Source organism: Marinobacter sp. F3R08 (assembly GCF_018860425.1).
GTDB lineage: Bacteria > Pseudomonadota > Gammaproteobacteria > Pseudomonadales > Oleiphilaceae > Marinobacter.
Window position 1 is genome coordinate 346,223 of the sequence record NZ_JAHKPI010000014.1, and the last position, 16,428, is coordinate 362,650.

The 16,428-nt window shown below is 56.6% G+C and carries 18 protein-coding genes; 10 read left to right on the forward strand and 8 right to left on the reverse strand.

Features of this window, described 5'->3' with window-relative positions:
* Positions 1-64: 64 nt before the first annotated feature.
* From KO499_RS04615 to pilG, 3 genes are read right to left on the reverse strand one after another with little or no spacing between them, the layout of a single operon-like run.
* On the reverse strand, positions 65-610 hold the full coding sequence (locus KO499_RS04615; protein ID WP_215982536.1) for a chemotaxis protein CheW: 546 nt from the start codon (positions 608-610) through the stop codon (positions 65-67).
* Between the two features lie 20 nt (positions 611-630).
* The gene (gene pilH, locus KO499_RS04620; protein ID WP_215982537.1) at positions 631-993 is read right to left on the reverse strand and encodes a twitching motility response regulator PilH; all 363 of its coding nucleotides are present in this window, start codon (positions 991-993) and stop codon (positions 631-633) included.
* A gap of 32 nt (positions 994-1,025) precedes the next feature.
* Positions 1,026-1,418, reverse strand: coding sequence for a twitching motility response regulator PilG (gene pilG, locus KO499_RS04625; RefSeq protein ID WP_008175635.1), 393 nt, complete (start codon positions 1,416-1,418; stop codon positions 1,026-1,028).
* Positions 1,419-1,715: 297 nt separating this feature from the next.
* Here pilG and gshB point away from each other — a divergent pair, with 297 nt between their 5' ends.
* The 8 genes from gshB to KO499_RS04665 all read left to right on the forward strand — a co-directional run bounded on the left by gshB (position 1,716) and on the right by KO499_RS04665 (position 8,665).
* On the forward strand, positions 1,716-2,669 hold the full coding sequence (gene gshB, locus KO499_RS04630) for a glutathione synthase (RefSeq protein ID WP_215982538.1): 954 nt from the start codon (positions 1,716-1,718) through the stop codon (positions 2,667-2,669).
* Positions 2,670-2,717: 48 nt separating this feature from the next.
* Positions 2,718-3,584 carry an energy transducer TonB gene (locus tag KO499_RS04635; protein WP_215982539.1) on the forward strand — a complete coding sequence of 289 codons (867 nt, stop codon included), beginning with the start codon at positions 2,718-2,720 and terminating at the stop codon, positions 3,582-3,584.
* Positions 3,581-4,147 carry a YqgE/AlgH family protein gene (locus tag KO499_RS04640; protein ID WP_215982540.1) on the forward strand — a complete coding sequence of 189 codons (567 nt, stop codon included), beginning with the start codon at positions 3,581-3,583 and terminating at the stop codon, positions 4,145-4,147. The genes KO499_RS04635 and KO499_RS04640 overlap by 4 nt, the downstream gene beginning before the upstream one ends.
* Complete coding sequence (gene ruvX, locus KO499_RS04645; protein WP_215982541.1) at positions 4,140-4,568, forward strand: Holliday junction resolvase RuvX; 429 nt, start codon at positions 4,140-4,142, stop codon at positions 4,566-4,568. Before KO499_RS04640 ends, ruvX begins: the two co-directional genes overlap by 8 nt.
* Entirely contained in the window at positions 4,569-5,078 is a 510-nt protein-coding gene (pyrR, locus tag KO499_RS04650; RefSeq protein WP_215982542.1) for a bifunctional pyr operon transcriptional regulator/uracil phosphoribosyltransferase PyrR, read from the forward strand.
* A gap of 27 nt (positions 5,079-5,105) precedes the next feature.
* A complete protein-coding gene (locus tag KO499_RS04655; protein ID WP_215982543.1) occupies positions 5,106-6,119 on the forward strand; it encodes an aspartate carbamoyltransferase catalytic subunit in 1,014 nt (337 codons plus the stop codon).
* Positions 6,116-7,420 (forward strand): dihydroorotase, encoded by a 1,305-nt coding sequence (locus KO499_RS04660; RefSeq protein ID WP_215982544.1) that lies wholly within the window; start codon positions 6,116-6,118, stop codon positions 7,418-7,420. The genes KO499_RS04655 and KO499_RS04660 overlap by 4 nt, the downstream gene beginning before the upstream one ends.
* A gap of 246 nt (positions 7,421-7,666) precedes the next feature.
* On the forward strand, positions 7,667-8,665 hold the full coding sequence (locus tag KO499_RS04665; RefSeq protein ID WP_215983382.1) for a putative solute-binding protein: 999 nt from the start codon (positions 7,667-7,669) through the stop codon (positions 8,663-8,665).
* Positions 8,666-8,707: 42 nt separating this feature from the next.
* Here KO499_RS04665 and KO499_RS04670 read toward each other — a convergent pair whose 3' ends face one another.
* A complete protein-coding gene (locus tag KO499_RS04670) occupies positions 8,708-8,980 on the reverse strand; it encodes an HU family DNA-binding protein (RefSeq protein ID WP_215982545.1) in 273 nt (90 codons plus the stop codon).
* Positions 8,981-9,268: 288 nt separating this feature from the next.
* Here KO499_RS04670 and KO499_RS04675 point away from each other — a divergent pair, with 288 nt between their 5' ends.
* A complete protein-coding gene (locus KO499_RS04675; RefSeq protein ID WP_215982546.1) occupies positions 9,269-10,333 on the forward strand; it encodes a hypothetical protein in 1,065 nt (354 codons plus the stop codon).
* 26 nt (positions 10,334-10,359) lie between these two features.
* Positions 10,360-12,423 (forward strand): TRAP transporter large permease subunit, encoded by a 2,064-nt coding sequence (locus tag KO499_RS04680; RefSeq protein ID WP_215982547.1) that lies wholly within the window; start codon positions 10,360-10,362, stop codon positions 12,421-12,423.
* Between the two features lie 24 nt (positions 12,424-12,447).
* On the opposite strand, the gene KO499_RS04685 is transcribed toward KO499_RS04680, so the two are convergent.
* The 4 genes from KO499_RS04685 to hslO all read right to left on the reverse strand — a co-directional run bounded on the left by KO499_RS04685 (position 12,448) and on the right by hslO (position 16,412).
* On the reverse strand, positions 12,448-13,482 hold the full coding sequence (locus KO499_RS04685; protein ID WP_215982548.1) for a DUF2157 domain-containing protein: 1,035 nt from the start codon (positions 13,480-13,482) through the stop codon (positions 12,448-12,450).
* Between the two features lie 2 nt (positions 13,483-13,484).
* Positions 13,485-13,763, reverse strand: coding sequence for a hypothetical protein (locus KO499_RS04690; protein WP_215982549.1), 279 nt, complete (start codon positions 13,761-13,763; stop codon positions 13,485-13,487).
* Between the two features lie 86 nt (positions 13,764-13,849).
* A complete protein-coding gene (locus KO499_RS04695; protein ID WP_215982550.1) occupies positions 13,850-15,385 on the reverse strand; it encodes a phosphoenolpyruvate carboxykinase in 1,536 nt (511 codons plus the stop codon).
* A 172-nt stretch (positions 15,386-15,557) separates the two neighbouring features.
* Positions 15,558-16,412, reverse strand: coding sequence for an Hsp33 family molecular chaperone HslO (gene hslO, locus KO499_RS04700; RefSeq protein ID WP_215982551.1), 855 nt, complete (start codon positions 16,410-16,412; stop codon positions 15,558-15,560).
* Positions 16,413-16,428 lie beyond the last annotated feature (16 nt).

Below are 16,428 nucleotides of genomic sequence, written 5' to 3' on the forward strand. Positions count from 1 at the left end.
AAGTTTTTTTTCAGGTTTCAGGTTTCAGGCGGTCAGGGTGATGTTCCTGCCATTGTCACCACCCTTACCACTGTGCAACGTCCAGAAAGCGTTCGTCCTCGAGCAGATCGACGGCCGAGAACACTTTCCAGACTTCCTCGTTACGTTCGTAACCGCCTGAGACAAACGGTTGAACGTTTTCAGGTACACCCTCGGGCGCATCCTTGAAACTGTCAGTTGCGAAATACTGCATACCCAATACGCTGTCGACCACCAGCCCACTGAAAATATCGCTCTGCTCAATAACCAGCACTCGCCGTTCCCGTTGGCTTCGGGAAGAGCGGGGGATATCGAAAAAGCTGGCGAGATCTACCAGGGGGAGGAGACGGCCACGGACATTGGCCGCTCCAAGCAAAAATGGGCGGACTCCCGGAATGTGCGTGAAACGGGGAACATGCAGAATTTCAGTGACTTCGCCCATGGGGGCAACGTAACGTTCACCCGCAAGAACGAAGCCAATGCCGTTCCACAGCTCAACGGCTTCCTGTTGTTCCGGAAGGCCGGCAGCCATGGATCGGCTGCGCTCGGCGATATCCGTCAGAACGGCAAAAGGGGCGGCCTGGGCGGACATGCTTACTCCACGATTAGGGATCAGGCAATCAGACTGTTGATTGTTTTGATCAGGTCGTCTTCGTTAACCGGCTTGACCAGATAACCCTTGGCGCCCTGGCGAGTGCCCCATACGCGGTCAGTTTCCTGATCCTTTGTGGTTACGATGACCACAGGGATGGATGCGGTTTCTGGTGCGCGAGTCAGTTGGCGGGTTGCCTGGAAGCCATTCAGTCCGGGCATAACCACATCCATCAAAACCAGGTCCGGGGTCGCCGCACGGGCCTTGGCAACACCGTCTGCGCCGTTGTCGGCAGTCAGCACTTCATGCTGGTGTTTTTCCAGGATCGTGGAAATTTTCTTAACCTCGGTAGGGGAATCGTCAACAATCAGAATGCGGGCCATGGTTTCCTCGATGGTTCTTTGGGTCAGCAGGTTTACTGTTCCGCCTGTGGAACGTATTGGCGGATGGTATTGAGCAGCTCATCCTTGCTGAACGGTTTGGTCAGATACTGGTCCGAGCCGACGATCCGGCCCTTGGCCTTGTCGAACAGACCGTCCTTGCTGGAGAGCATGATAACCGGCGTCTTTTTGAAGGAGGAATTGTTCTTGATAAGTGCGCAGGTCTGGTAGCCGTCCAGGCGTGGCATCATGATGTCAACAAAAATGATGTCAGGCTGGGAATCGGCAATCTTGGCAAGAGCGTCAAATCCGTCAGTCGCGGTGATGACCTCACAGCCAACCTTTTTCAGAAGGGTTTCTGCGGTGCGACGTATGGTTTTACTGTCGTCGATCACCATGATCTTCAAGTTCTCGAAGTTGTCATCCATTGTCCAACTGCCTTGCGCTCAGCGACTGTCGTTGTTTTAAAACGGGGGTTTTAACACAAACCTTAAGGTTCATCTATAAACCCCGCTCATTTATAGATTATCAATGGCCGGATAAAAAGTATTTGTTTGTGACCAAATGTACTGTTGCCTGCAATGTCACGTAAATGACTGAGGATTTCTCCGGATGCATTTGCAGCTCGGGTACAATACCATCTGGTTTCATAGCATAGCACTTAATGTCCGGTCCGCTCTGCAGACCGGTTCGTGTTTTTAACCCTCAGGAGTGCAGGAACGCCCATGACCGTCAGACTCGGGATCGTAATGGATCCGATTGAAGATATTCACTTCAAGAAAGACAGCTCACTGGCCATGTTGCTGGCTGCCCAGAAACGCGGGTGGCAGATCGAATACATGGAGCTGCCGGACATGTATCTTGATGGCGGCAAGGCCATGGCGCACACCCGGGATCTGACTGTCCATATGGATCCCGAAAACTGGTATAGCTTCGGTGCGGCCCAGGATCGGGTTTTGGGCGATCTGGATGTCATTCTCATGCGCAAGGATCCGCCGGTAGATCGTGAGTTCCTGATGGCCACCTATATACTGGAAGCGGCCGAGCAGCAGGGGGCTCTTGTGGTTAATCCAGCGTCCACGCTGCGCGACTGCAACGAGAAACTGTTTGCCACCCAGTTCGAGGATTTGACGCCGCCGCTGTTGGTCAGTCGCTCGGCAACCCGTTTTCGTGAGTTTTACGCCCAGCACGGTGACATCATCATGAAGCCGGTAGACGGGATGGGCGGGCATTCGATCTTCCGGGTCCGGGAGAACGATTTCAATCTGGGGGTCATTATTGAAACCCTGACCAATTACGGCGCTCATCAGGCCATGGCCCAGAAATACATTCCGGAAATCCGTGATGGCGACAAGCGCATCCTGCTGATTGACGGTGAGCCGGTGCCCTATGCGCTTGCGAGAATCCCTTCTCAGGGAGAGAATCGGGGTAATCTTGCCGCTGGAGGTCGAGGTGAGGGGCGTGAACTGACCGCTCGGGATCGGGAAATCTGTAAGCGTGTTGCACCGGTGATTCGGGAAAAAGGTCTTATCTTTGTGGGCCTGGATGTCATCGGCGATTATCTCACTGAAATCAATGTCACCAGCCCGACCTGCATCCGGGAACTCGATTCGGCGTTTGGAATCGATATTGCCGGGCTTTTGATGGATGCAATTGCAAAACGCCTGGATCAGGCATAATCCGGTCACGACGACCGGGCAGGTTTAACGAAAGGATCCGTATCAGGCATGGCAGTTCAGGTAAGCGACTTCGACCGGTTTTCCTTCACCCTTTTTATGGCGTTGGCGGTGCACGCTATCGTGGTGCTGGGAATTACCTTTGCGCCGGAGTCGCCGCGCTCTTCGGCCCAGACCATGGAAATTACCTTATCTCAGTTTGACGATGAGGAAGCCCCGGAGAAAGCGGATTTTTTGGCCCAGACCAGCCAGAAAGGCAGCGGAACCCAGGATGAAGTCCGGGAAATGACCACACCACAGCCGGCGGACGTCAGCCAGCCGGAAGTGGCTCAGGTTCAGCCCGAGCCTCCGGCCCAGACAGAGCCGCAGCCGCGCCAGGAAACTCAGGTTGTACAGACTGACAGCCAGTCCAGCCAGAAGGTCAGCAAGCCGGAAGAGCGCACAACGCCAGAAGAGGAACCTCTGCCGGTGCGGGAGAAAAAGAGCCTTATGGAGCGCAGTCTTGAAATTGCGAGTCTGGAGGCCCGCTTCGATGCGCAACGGCAAGCCTACGCCCGTAAACCCAGGGTGATGCGGGTTACTGCTGCCTCAACCTTGAAGTCCAGCAACGCCTGGTACGTTCAGAACTGGGTGAGTAAAGTGACCCGGGTGGGCAATATCAACTACCCGACCGAGGCGCGTAATGCCGGAATCCATGGCACACTCAGAATGCTGGTGTCGCTGAAGAAAGACGGCAGCATTAAAGAAGTGGCGATTCTGCAGTCATCTGGTAGCACCGTGCTGGACGACGCTGCAATCCGCATTGTCAGAATGGCCGCGCCTTTTGCTCCATTTCCCGACGAAATGCGACAAAATGTGGATGAACTCGAGATCATACGTACCTGGTCCTTCCAGCAGCGGGGTCTAACATCCGGATGACAGCATCAAAACACTCTCCTCACAGCCTGCGGCATCATTTCCTGGTGGCCTCACCCTATCTCGCTGATCCGCGTTTTCATGGCGGCGTCATCTATATCTGCGAGCATTCTGACGACGGTGCCCTGGGGTTAATGATTAATCATCCTCTGGACATTCATCTGGGCGAGATTCTGGAACAGCTGGATCTGGCCGGGGGCGAGTTGGATCTTCCGGTCTTCAGCGGCGGCCCGGTGCAACCGGAGCGGGGCTTTGTTCTTCATCCTCCCGGAACCGAATGGCAGAACACGGCAGAGGTGAACGAGGACGTTCTACTGACCACATCCCGTGACATCCTGGCGGACATTGGCCGTAACCAGGGCCCCGCCGAGTATCTGGTGGCACTGGGCTACTCTGGCTGGAGTGAAGGCCAGCTGGAAGAGGAGCTGGGTAGCAATGCCTGGCTGACCTGCCCCGCCACCACCGACGTTCTTTTCCGCACGCCCTGGGCTGAGCGCTACAAAGCGGTACTGGGTCTTATCGGCATTGATCTCAACCAGCTCAGTGAGTCGGTGGGTCATGCCTGAACCGACAAGCCGTCGCGTCATGGCGTTTGATTTTGGTACCCGCCGGATTGGCGTTGCGATCGGGCAGGAACTGCTGGGCACCGGGCAGCCCGTGGCGCTGATTCCCGCTCGCGATGGTATCCCCGACTGGCAGCAGATTGAAGCCGTGCTGGAAGAGTGGCGTCCGGACCTTGTGGTGGTTGGTCTGCCACTGAATATGGATAACACTGAGAATGATATGTGTGCCCGGGCACGAAAATTCGGCAAGCGTTTGCATGGCCGCTACCACGTTCCGGTTGAAATGGTGGATGAGCGGCTCTCCAGTTTTGAGGCCAAGGGCGAGGTCATGGCCGCCGGTGGCAGCCGTGATTTTGGCCGCCACGGAGTCGATGACCGGGCCGCGGTGCTGATCCTGGAAACCTTTTTTAACAGTGAGAATTGAATGACGGCATTGCTTGATATTGATCAGTTACTGGACCAGATGGAAGGCGGGCTGCGTCAGGTACTTGAACAACGGGGGATCGAGTCTCCGGTGTTGATTGGTATTCGTACCGGCGGTGTCTGGCTGGCGGATGTGCTCAGCAAACGGCTCGGTACAGAAGAGCCATTCGGCGAACTGGACATTTCTTTCTACCGGGATGATTTCAGTCGTATCGGTCTGAACCCCCGGGTCAAACCTTCAAGTCTGCCGTTCGATACAGAAGGTCGCGATATCATACTGATTGATGATGTCATCATGAGCGGTCGGACTATCCGGGCAGCAATGAACGAGATCTTCGATTATGGCCGTCCAGCCAGTATCATACTGGCCACGCTGATTGATCTTGGCGCCCGGGAACTGCCCATACAGCCAGATGTGACGGGCCGGGCGCTGGCTCTGGAGTCCCATCAGCGCGTCAAGCTGCGTGGCCCCGACCCGCTCCGTGTTGAGCTTCAGGAAGCCGGACAATAAACCTCCGAATCAGATAACAGGCGACCCATGACCGCGAATGACTCTTCCCCGCACCACTTGCAGCTGACCCGGGATGGTCAGTTGCGGCATTTTCTTACCCTGGATGGCCTGAACCGCGCCTTGCTGACCGATATTCTCGATACTGCGGATTCGTTTATCGAGGTAGGTGAGCGCACGATCAAGAAGGTACCGCTACTGCGGGGCAGAACCGTCGTGAACCTTTTTTTCGAGTCCAGCACCCGGACTCGCAGTACCTTCGAACTGGCGGCCAAGCGTTTATCCGCGGATGTGCTGAATCTTGATATCAGCACATCTGCCACCTCCAAAGGCGAATCCCTGTCTGACACCCTGCTGAACCTCGAGGCCATGGCCAGCGATATGTTCGTGGTCCGGCACTCCCAGAGTGGCGCCCCCCATTTTATTGCCGAGAGCGTGACCCCGGGCGTGGCCATTATCAATGCCGGTGACGGTCGCCATGCGCATCCGACCCAGGCCATGCTGGACATGCTCACTATCCGCCAGAAAAAAGGACAGTTCGAAGGTCTGAAGGTGGCCATCGTTGGTGACGTGCTGCACTCCCGGGTGGCCCGCTCCCAGATTCGGGCCCTGAATGAGCTGGGCGCTGGGGAGGTCCGGATCATCGCGCCCGGAACCCTGCTGCCCAAAGATGTGGAAAGTCTGGGCTGTAAGGTCGAATACGATATGACGCGGGGCATGAAGGACCTGGATGTGGTGATCATGCTGCGTCTCCAGAAAGAGCGTATGGAAGGAGCTCTGTTGCCCAGCGAGCGGGAGTTTTACCGATTGTACGGTCTGAACCAGCAGAAGCTGGCGCTGGCTCACCCAGACTGTATCGTTATGCACCCCGGTCCCATCAACAGGGGCGTTGAAATCGAATCGGCTGTGGCCGATGGGCCGCAATCGGTGATTCTGAATCAGGTCACCAATGGCATTGCCATCCGCATGGCGGTCATGTCCATGGCGATGGGCGGGCAGGTAGCAGAGCGTCAGCAGAAATTGAGCGAGAGGGGCCAGGCATGACTAGTGTCAACACATCCGGAAGCAGCCTGAAGATTACCGGAGGCCGACTTTTCGATGGTTACAGCGAAGAGCGGGACAATACGGCCTTGCTGATTCGGGACGGCCGGATTGCGGCGATTGGCGAAGCGGCTGCCCGGGAAGACGCTGATGAAATCATTCACGCAGGAAACAGCGTGATCTCGCCAGGCTTTGTGGATCTTTGTTGTAACCTCCGCGAACCGGGGAATGGTCAGAAGGGCAACATCGCCTCCGAAACCCTCGCGGCTGCCCATGGCGGATTTACCACAGTGTGTGCCTCTCCGGAGACGTCGCCGGTCAATGATTCCAGTGCCGTCACCCATCTGATCCGGGATGGTGCGGCCAGCCGGTCTCCCATCCGGGTTTTACCCGTGGGTGCAATAACCCGTGGCCTTGAGGGCGATCTGCTCAGTGATATGGCTGGACTGGCCGCTGCCGGGTGTGTGGCGGTGGGGAATGGGTCCCGGGGTGTTCGTAACGCGCGTATATTGCGCCGGTGCATGGCCTACGCCCAAACATTCGGTCTGACGGTGATGTTCAGTCCCGAGAACCAGGCTCTGGCCGCCGACGGCTACGCCCACGATGGTCTGGTCACTTCCCGGTTGGGCCTGCTTGGTATTCCGGAAGTGGCAGAAACGGCTGCGGTCATGGAAATGCTGTTGCTGGCGGAGGAAACTGGGGTTCGTTTGCACCTGAGTCAGTTGTCCTGCGGCCGCAGTGTTGAAATGCTGAGGGATGCCCGTCGTCGCGGTATTGCGGTAACCGCCGATGTCGCGCTGCATCAGCTGGTGTTTACCGAGGATGCCCTTGCAGGGTTTGATAGCCGCTTCCATGTCCGGCCGCCTCTGCGCAGCGAGAGTGACCGGAAGGCCCTGATTGCCGGTGTCCGGGACGGCGTCATTGATGCCATCGTCAGCCAGCATCAGCCCCACGATACCGCCGCGAAGCAGGCGCCTATGGCCGCCACCGAACCGGGACTGTCGAGTATTGAGAGTGTGCTGTCGTTGGGGCTGGAGCTGGTAGAGATGAATGAACTGGCACTGCCTGACCTGATCCGGGCGCTGACCACCGGTCCAGCAGCTGTGCTTGGCCGAACGGCTCGTCTGGAGGAGGGTGAAACCGCTGATATTTGCCTGTTTGATCCCGACGCCTTCTGGACTCCGGATTCGAAAACACTGGTTTCGGCTGGTCGCCACGCACCTGTGACCCATCGGGAATTACCGGGCGTTGTCAGGCTTACTCTGAGTGAGGGTCGCAAGGCCTGGCCGCAGACAGCAGGCTGACCCCGGATCATTGTCTGAAAGTGCGGCAGAGGTTGCGGAACCTCTGTCGACATCATCACAGATTACCCCCCTGTTGCTGAAAAACGCTTGATGGAAGGCACCTGTGCCAACGTATTCTTGTAGCCGTCGCCTTATGGTCGACCAAGAAAAACGTGGCCTGGCCAGTGCCGATGAGTGGACTGGCGCCCGACAATAATAATCAGGAGTCATCCCGTGAAATCAGCAAACCTTCCCCGAAGGGTGGCCATGGCGGCTGCCCTGTGTGCCAGCCTGGCGCTTCCCTTGATAGGGCATGCGCAGAACGAGCCTCTGGAACGCAGTTTTTGCGTTTTTGATCCGGTTGGCGCGAATGGACCTCTGTTTACCATTACCAAGACCTTTCAGCCGGTTGCTCTGCAAAACGGAATCAAGCTGGCTCTTCGCGCGTATACCGATGAAAAGGTTGCCGCCGAGGACTTCAAGGCGGGCCAGTGTGATGCCGTTCTGTTGACCGGGACCCGGGCCCGGGAGTTCAACAAGTTCACCGGTACCCTCGAAGCCATGGGCGCTGTTCCCGGCGAAGAGGAAATGCGCCTGCTGTACAACACACTGAGTCAGGCCAAGGCCCGGCCGTTTCTGATTGACGGCCCCTATGAAGTGGCCGGGGTTTTCCCGGGTGGAGCTATTTACCTGCATACCCGTGATCGCAGTATCGATTCCGTCCAGAAACTGCAGGGTAAGCGGATTGCTACCCTGGATTACGATCAGGCATCCGTGCGGATGGTGCGTCATGTGGGGGCCTCGGTGGTAGGGGCCAACTCGGCGAACTTTGCCGGCAAGTTTAATAATGGCAGTGTCGACCTGGCGTATGCCCCGGCGGTTGCCTACACCCCGTTAGAGTTATACAAAGGCGTTCAACCGAATGGTGCAGTGGTCAAATACGCGCTCGGTTATATGAACTTCCAGGTCATCATTCATCGGGACCGGTTCCCGGATTCCGCCGGTCAAATGGTGCGCGATCAAGCGATAAAGCGTATTGATGAGGCCTATGAAATCATCGCCCAGGCCGAAGCAGAGATTCCGGATGAGGTCTGGATGCATCTGCCCCGGGAGGATACCGCTGAATACGATAAGATGCTGCGCAAGGTGCGCCTGTCGTTACTGGAAGACGGTGTCTACGACGAGCGGGCCATCAAGCTCATGAAAGCGATTCGGTGTCGGGTAGATGCCACCCGTTCCGAGTGTGCCTCGGTTGCAGGAACCTGACACCGGAGTGGGGCAGGCCCACTTGCGCGGGCCTGCGCCTGACTAGCGGATTTCGTCTTTCAGAGCTTTTCCGGCCTTGAAGCCGACAGTCTTGCTGGCAGGGATGCGAATGGTCTCGCCGGTTTGCGGGTTGCGTCCGTCCCGAGCCTCGCGGCTCCGGATGTTGAAGGTGCCAAAACCGATCAGGGTGACATCTTCTCCGCGTGAGGCCGCGGCTGACACCTGATCGGTGAACGCAGTAATCACTTCGCTGGCCTTGTCCCGGGTTAGCTCAGTGCGTTCGGCAATGGCTGCCGCGAGTTCAGGTTTGAGCATCGGATACTCCTTTGTTTTAGTTCTGCTGGTTCGGTCTGTCCTGGCCGGAATCGTTACGACTCACGGTTGCACCAATCTATAGTGGCTTCCTGCCCATTGTGCAAACCCTGACGGCAACGGTGTGCGCAATTCGGTGTCATTTGCGGCATCGGTCGCATAAAAACACAACCCTCTAAGCCATAATGCGCGCCTGGTTACAGTCTGTAACAAACGTGTTCGTTTGCCAGAGCCCGCCTCGCCTATTGCAGCAAGGCGGCATCAGAACAAAAACGAAAAGGTGAAGAAGGTATGATCCATTTCCGGAGTGCCGCCCTCAAGACGCTTTTTTTCCCACGCCATCTGAAATGCCTCGCGCTGGCTGTAACGGCGAGTGTGGCCCTGAGCGGCTGTGGTGCGGTCAATAATATGATCTACAAGACCACCGGGGATGTAATGCAGGGCTTTTCCCGGGATCACACGGTTCCGTTTCTTATGCTCAGTGATGATCTGGCTATGGGGTGTGCCATGAGCCAGGCAACGGCCCCTCTGTTGATGTCTTTCGGTCGGGTTACCCATGAGCCAGACCAGCTTGCAGTGATGCTTTACCTCTCTGCCGGTGGCTGCGCTGAAGAGGATGCCAGGCAACATGAGTTGGCTGCCCTTGCTGCCCTGCATGCCGTAAACGGGAATGCCGCACAGGATGCCATGATCCGTCAGAAGCGAGCATACGCAGTCGCCGCCCGGCGCTATTTTACCGCCTGGCAACATCATAGTGCGCACTACGGCAATCCTGCGGATGGGGAGTGTCCGGACTTTGATGACGACCTGGACGAGTTTATCTATATGGCCGGTCTGCTGTCCGGTCTTCAGGCATTGAACGCCCAGATTCAGTCAACCTCATCCATTGGTGTCCCTGCCAACCTTGGTTCCATCGCTGCCCGGGCCTCCAGTTGTCTTGAAAATGACAAATGGTGGGGGGCGCCTATGGCCCTGCGGGCAACCGTCTGGGCCATGATCCCGGGCGCCCAGCCAGAAGGCGAGGATGCGTTCGAGCGGTTGGCTATTGCCGGCAGGCAGGGAGAGGCTGCGGGAGTTCGTTTGCCACATGTATTCCACGCCATAGCTGCCCTGAATAAAGGGGACGAGGCGATGGTCCGGCAGGTGATTCGCAAGCACGCGGAGTCTCTTGAGACCACGCCGGCCAATGAGAACTGGCGATTTGTGGATGCTATGGCAACGGACATGATCGTTGCAGTGTCTGACCGTCTGTGGGCTGAAAACACGGGGCATCGCACGCCTATGGGCCAGCTTGGCTCCTTCTGGGACGACCAGTCGGGCAACGTTGAAATCATGGATCTGGATGATCTTCTGTAACCACTCCATACCCAGAGTAATCAGTTATGTCGAAGGGCGGTTTTCAGCGTAGCGGGTTGGAGTGGTTTTCATCGCTGCCTGCCTGTCTGCTTTTGCTGGCGGTGGTTATTTTCTCCACCAGCAGTGACATTCACAATCAGATGCTGCGCGGAGGCGAAGAGCTCTGGAGCGGCTACTACAAATTGCGAATGGATCCGGTCCAGCCCACGTGTGATCCGAACAGGGATATTGAAGCGGCGGTGGCTGCCGAGCTGGCAGCCGGCACCGTAGCGGACGACCCCATGGCGGCGTTGCTGGGTACCGAGGAAAAAGACCCGGCCGATGTCCGGCTAGCGATCGAGCGGGCGGTCGCAGATTGTCGCGCGGCACTGCAGGATTTCGACGACCTCAGAGGTCAGCTGACACCCGGTTTGAAAGTCTATCGGGCCGCCGAGCTGTTCATTGCCGACCTGATCGCGTTTGGCCTGGAGTCCCAGCGTTTTGTGTTGGTGATCCTGGTTATGTTGTGCGCTGTAACCGCCACGCTGACCCGACATCACATCGCCATGCGCGCTATGGAGACCCGGCTGGATTACACCGTCTCCCATACCCTGCAAACCATTGCCAATGCCATGTTGCTGGGTTCAAGCGCGATTTTCCGGCAGTCCAGTCTGGGCTCAGCCACCGCGGTATCCTCAGAAGAACTGTTGCTGCACAATTTCTGGATTGCAGGCTTCGCTTGCCTGACGCTGGCCAGTCTGTACCGGTTGTTTCGGGTGCCGGAGGATCTCCGGGGTGGTGGCAGTCTGAACAAGGCCTTGCTGGCCGTACCACTCTATACCGTGATGTGCCTGATATCTGGCAGCTATTTCGCCCTGATCGGACACGCTTCCGGGATTGGTATCTACCTCGGCAAGATGATGGAGCTGTCCGACATGTTCCTGAACGTAGGGTTATACGTTTGGGTCGGTATGATGCTCAAGCAGACCCACCTTGCCACCCTGGTGTTCAACGTTTTCCGGCCCTGGCGCATGCCACCGGAAATGCTGGCGGTTGTAGCGGTTCTGGTTGCTGCCGTGCCGACAGCCTATACCGGTGCTTCTGGTATCTTCGTAATTGCGGCCGGTGCGGTAATTTACACAGAGCTTCGTGCGGCCGGCGCCCGACGACACCTGGCCCTGGCAGCTACCGCCATGTCTGGTTCTCTGGGGGTGGTGCTGAGACCTTGCCTGTTAGTGGTTGTGATTGCCTATCTGAACCGGGAAGTAACCACTGACGAGCTGTTCGGCTGGGGTATCTGGGTGTTCGTGCTGACCGCCACAATGTTCGCGCTTGTGGCTCTGAGTGTGAATCGTCAGGGCCAATTCAATCTGGCGCCCTCTGCCGAGGCTTTCCCGGCCATGATGCAGGCACTCAAACCATTGATCCCCTATGTGCTGGTCATCGCTGCCGTAGTGTTCTTCTACCGCTTGGTTCTGGACGTGGGCATGGATGAATTCTCGGCACCAAGGCTGCTGCCAGTCATCATGCTCGCAATCCTGGTGTATGAGTCTGTCAGTCTGAAGAACCGGAGAAGAAAAGCCTCAGGAGACATCAACCATAAGAGATTGGAGTGGAGTCTTCGTAATGCCACCAACGATACGACGGCGGAAATTGGCGCTTTGTTATTGTTGCTTGGTCTGTCGGTCAGCATTGGCGGAGTGATCGAGCGGGCTCACCTGATGGAGGCTTTCCCGCAGGCGTTTAACAGTGCCTGGTCAGCCATGCTGTTAATGGTGGTCATTCTCGTGATCCTGGGCATGATCATGGACGCGTTTGGCGCTGTGATTCTGGTAACCGCCACCGTTGCCACAATTGCATATTCCAGCGGGATTCATCCGGTCCATTTCTGGATGGTGACACTGGTGGCGTTTGAGCTGGGCTACCTGAGCCCCCCAGTGGCTCTGAACCATCTTCTGACCCGGCAAGTGGTTGGTGAGGCAGAAGTGCTCGCAGCCCAACAGGAGGCGGGGACGTTCTATCAGCGCCACGAGCGTATCATCATGCCACTCATTGCTATGGGTATTTCTCTAGTTCTGGTGGCCTTCGTGCCGCTGATATTTTATGCCTGAGTCATGTTGACCAGCGCGCGCCGTCTAACGACGGCGCGCAATCAACTCTCTGAGTGTCACAGGAAGGACGCCTCGCAACTGGTCTGCCAAACGCTGTTCGTTCCGCTGCCATAGTATGCCGAGCCATATGATTCCCAAGCCGATAAAGGTGAGTGCAATGGGAAACATCAGGCTCTCTTTAAAGACTTCATAAGCGAGATAGCCAAGGTATCCAGCAACCCCCAATCCTCCGAAGACCACAAAGACTCTTCGGCCCAGAGTGGCACCGGTAAGAATCATTGCAACATTCATCAGACAGTAGAGCAACTTGCTCCATTCGCTGCTGGAACTCGTAAACGACAGCCCCGTCCAGAATGCCGTGACACCAAAGATATACAGCCAGAACGAAAAATCACGGCTACTTTTGTTCCGGATGTCTACCCAGAGTGCAAGCAGGGTAATCAGGAGCCCGAACCATAGCGACACCAGTCTCCTGAGCTCCCAGGAAACGTACTCCTTGTCGAACAGAAAAGGAGTCAGGTCCATGCTCATATACCAGAGCGTGACGGCCACGGGCATAACCAGAAACGGTAGCCGGTAGCGCCAAAGCATGATTGCGCCTGCCACCAGCGTGGCCAGTTCCATGAACAGCCAGCTCCAGTCAATAAAGCGATGGTAGTCACGGTATTCATGGTCGTCCGACCACCAGCCCATACCGGCCTGAAAGCCGAAGACGGCCAGGGGAGTGAGTACGACAACGAAGGTGGCAGTAATTCCCGCTGGAATCTTCAGATCCATGCGGTGTAGAAACACTTCGGTCAGCCATAGCCCTGCACCGGCGTATATCACGGCGATCAGGAGTAAACCCCACCCGCCAAACAATTCCCAGGACAGGGTCATGAACAGACTCATGGCGCCGATGGCAATCAGGCCACCCAGATAATAGAGAATGTGGGTAAATCGAAAGGATGGTGTCTGTTGACCATGTTCTGAAAACAGTGCCCAAAGCTGATCGGCCTGCTCTTTGGTTATGATTTCGTCTCTGGTGGCCTGATCAAGAACACTGCGTTTGAGCTCCATGATCAGCGATTGCCCCACATTTTCGAGACGGCTGCATCAGAGCCCAGCGTTCCGACGATCACTGAGACGCTCCCGATGCCAAGGAACACAAGTACCGGAATCAGGGCGCCGACTTTTCCGGTATACGCCATCGCGATGGCTGATACCGTTGCCAGAAAGAGGAACAGAACACCCACCACGTTCAGGATGGTCCGGTGTGAATCCTTGTAGTTGGGTCCGACGTTCCCCGACTCCAGTGGCCGGAGGATAAAAGAGAAAAGCTGTCGCAGGCGCTGTTTCATGAAGCCGTTTCCTTGATTATGTTGCGCTATCATACAAAAAAAGCGCCGTGCTTTCGCAGGGCGCTTTCTGATAGACCGATGCTGGATCAGCTCAGTTTCGGGCCGGCTTCAACAATCGAATCTGCCACGTCAAACTTCTTGAAGTTCTCGACGAACTGGGCGATCAGTTCCTGAGCCTTGCCGTCGTAATAATCCGGGCTTACCCAGGTGTTCCGGGGGTTCAGCAGCTCGGTATCTACGCCCGGAACGTGCTTGGGCACATCCAGGTTCAAGGTTGGCAGGTGCTCGGTTTCCACGTCATCCAGATCACCGTTCTGGATTCCGGCGATGATGGCCCGGGTGGTCGGAATGCTGAATCGCTGTCCTTCACCGTAGGGACCACCGGTCCAGCCGGTGTTTACCAGGAAGACCTTGCTGCCAAACTCATCCATTCGCTTCATAAGAAGTTCGGCATAGACGCCGGCCGGACGGGGGAAGAAGGGCGCACCGAAGCAAGTGGAGAACGTGGACTTCAGTTTTGATGAGGAGCCCATTTCCGTGGAGCCCACCAGCGCGGTGTAGCCGCTCAGGAAGTGGTAAGCAGCGCCTTCACGGCTCAGGATGGACACGGGCGGCAGAACGCCGGTCATGTCACAGGTCAGAAATACAATGTGAGACGGCTCACCAGCCCGGTTCTCAATGACGCGCTTTTCCACATGCTCAAGCGGGTAGGCGCAGCGGGAATTTTCGGTCAGAGAGACATCGGTGTAATCCGGTTCGCGGGTCTCCGGGTCGATCATCACGTTTTCGACGATGGCGCCAAAGCGTATAGCGTCCCAGATGATCGGCTCGTTTTTCTTGGACAGATCAATGCACTTGGCGTAGCAACCGCCCTCGATATTGAATACGGTGCCGGGGCCCCAGCCATGCTCATCATCGCCGATCAGGAAGCGATGTGGATCCGCGGAGAGCGTGGTTTTGCCGGTGCCGGACAGGCCGAAGAACAGGCAGGTCTCGCCATCTTCACCGACGTTGGCGGAGCAGTGCATGGGCAGCACGTCTTTTTCCGGCAACAGGAAGTTCTGGACTGAGAACATCGCCTTCTTCATTTCGCCGGCGTAATGCATGCCTGCCAGCAGAACTTTGCGCTTGGCAAAGTTGATCATCACGCAGCCATTGCTGTTGGTGCCGTCACGCTCTGGCACGCACTCAAAGTTTGCAGCGTTCAGAATTTGCCATTCCTGCTTGTCAGCCGGGTTGTAGCTGTCCGGGCGAATAAACAGATTGCGGCCGAAGAGATTCTGCCAGGCGGTTTCGGTGGTCATTTTAACCGGCAGATAATGTTCCGGGTCGGAACCCACATGAACATGAGACACAAACTGGTCTTTTTCGGCGATGTAGGCTTCAACACGGTCCCAGAGAGCGTCGAACTTTTCGGCGTCGAAAGGACGGTTGATCGGCCCCCAGTGGATATCGTCCGAGGTGCTTGGCTCCTCGATGATATAGCGGTCCATGGGTGACCGGCCTGTGCGGTCGCCGGTTCTTACTACCAGGGAACCGTTGGAAGCCAGCTGGCCTTCTTCACGTGCCAGCGCCAACTCGACCAGTTGTGCTGTACTCAGATCACAATAAGTGTTGCTCACTTCGACCTCGCCCTCGGGATGTCTTAGTGATTGCCCAGCCCGCCCCCCATTATTGACGGAAATCTGAGCAATCGGGTCAATTCAGGCGCGCTATTATGCCAGAGACGCCGGTAAAAAACGACTGCCCGGGAAGCCTTGTTGTCAGGGACTTCCCGGCGAATCAAACAGGCCTCTAGTGTAACGTGTGGCCGGTGAAAAGATGATCAATATCATTTCTATCGAAGCGATAGTGTGCGTGACAGAACTGGCAATCCATCTCGATGGAGCCCTGTTCGTCCAGAATGCTGTAGCATTCTTCCTGACCTATGGCTTCCAGTGCACCGAGGGTGCGCTCCCGGGAGCAACTGCAACGGAAAGCGACGGGTTCTGCGTCGAACAACCGAACCGTTTCTTCATGGAACAGACGGTGAAGCAAGGTTTCACTGTCGAGCTCGAGCAATTCAGCGGCTGCCACTGTCCGGGCCAGGTGGTTTACCCGCTCCCAGAGATCGTCGTCTTCCTCTGTTGCACCCGGCAGGCGTTGGAGCATGAGCCCTGCGGCGCCATTTTCATCGGCAAAGAGAAACAGGCTGGTGGGAATCTGTTCCGAGCGGTCAAAGTATTCCTCAAGGCATCCGCCAAGCGTCTCCTGTTCCCGCGGCACCACGCCCTGATAGCGATTGCCACGGTTCGGCGTAATAGTAATGGCCATTCGCCCCTCGCCGAGTAAATCATGGAAGTTGTCTTCGCTGACCGCCTGTTCATCAAAGCGCGCCAGACCACGGATATGCCTGTCGTGGCTGCATTCGGCCATCAAGGTGCGCAATGGACCTTCGCCCTGGGCCTGGATCGAAAGAGTGCCCTCAAACTTGAGAGTGCTGCTCATCAGAATGCTGGAGACCAGCGCCTCTCCCAGGAGTTCCCGGACGGTGTCCGGATAGGGAGCCTGGCTGCCGATTTTCTGATAGCTCTCGCCGAGTTGCACCCAGGCTCCCCGCACCTGGCTGTGTTCAAAAATAAAGCGCTGGAACTGGTCGCGGGATGCCATGTTGTGTCTCCTGAAT

Coding starts and splice junctions, on each gene's coding strand:
- KO499_RS04615 (WP_215982536.1), bottom strand. CDS start 610: ATGTCCGCCCAGGCCGCCCCTTTTGCCGTTCTGACGGATATCGCCGAG.
- pilH (WP_215982537.1), bottom strand. CDS start 993: ATGGCCCGCATTCTGATTGTTGACGATTCCCCTACCGAGGTTAAGAAA.
- pilG (WP_008175635.1), bottom strand. CDS start 1,418: ATGGATGACAACTTCGAGAACTTGAAGATCATGGTGATCGACGACAGT.
- gshB (WP_215982538.1), top strand. CDS start 1,716: ATGACCGTCAGACTCGGGATCGTAATGGATCCGATTGAAGATATTCAC.
- KO499_RS04635 (WP_215982539.1), top strand. CDS start 2,718: ATGGCAGTTCAGGTAAGCGACTTCGACCGGTTTTCCTTCACCCTTTTT.
- KO499_RS04640 (WP_215982540.1), top strand. CDS start 3,581: ATGACAGCATCAAAACACTCTCCTCACAGCCTGCGGCATCATTTCCTG.
- ruvX (WP_215982541.1), top strand. CDS start 4,140: ATGCCTGAACCGACAAGCCGTCGCGTCATGGCGTTTGATTTTGGTACC.
- pyrR (WP_215982542.1), top strand. CDS start 4,569: ATGACGGCATTGCTTGATATTGATCAGTTACTGGACCAGATGGAAGGC.
- KO499_RS04655 (WP_215982543.1), top strand. CDS start 5,106: ATGACCGCGAATGACTCTTCCCCGCACCACTTGCAGCTGACCCGGGAT.
- KO499_RS04660 (WP_215982544.1), top strand. CDS start 6,116: ATGACTAGTGTCAACACATCCGGAAGCAGCCTGAAGATTACCGGAGGC.
- KO499_RS04665 (WP_215983382.1), top strand. CDS start 7,667: ATGGCGGCTGCCCTGTGTGCCAGCCTGGCGCTTCCCTTGATAGGGCAT.
- KO499_RS04670 (WP_215982545.1), bottom strand. CDS start 8,980: ATGCTCAAACCTGAACTCGCGGCAGCCATTGCCGAACGCACTGAGCTA.
- KO499_RS04675 (WP_215982546.1), top strand. CDS start 9,269: ATGATCCATTTCCGGAGTGCCGCCCTCAAGACGCTTTTTTTCCCACGC.
- KO499_RS04680 (WP_215982547.1), top strand. CDS start 10,360: ATGTCGAAGGGCGGTTTTCAGCGTAGCGGGTTGGAGTGGTTTTCATCG.
- KO499_RS04685 (WP_215982548.1), bottom strand. CDS start 13,482: ATGGAGCTCAAACGCAGTGTTCTTGATCAGGCCACCAGAGACGAAATC.
- KO499_RS04690 (WP_215982549.1), bottom strand. CDS start 13,763: ATGAAACAGCGCCTGCGACAGCTTTTCTCTTTTATCCTCCGGCCACTG.
- hslO (WP_215982551.1), bottom strand. CDS start 16,412: ATGGCATCCCGCGACCAGTTCCAGCGCTTTATTTTTGAACACAGCCAG.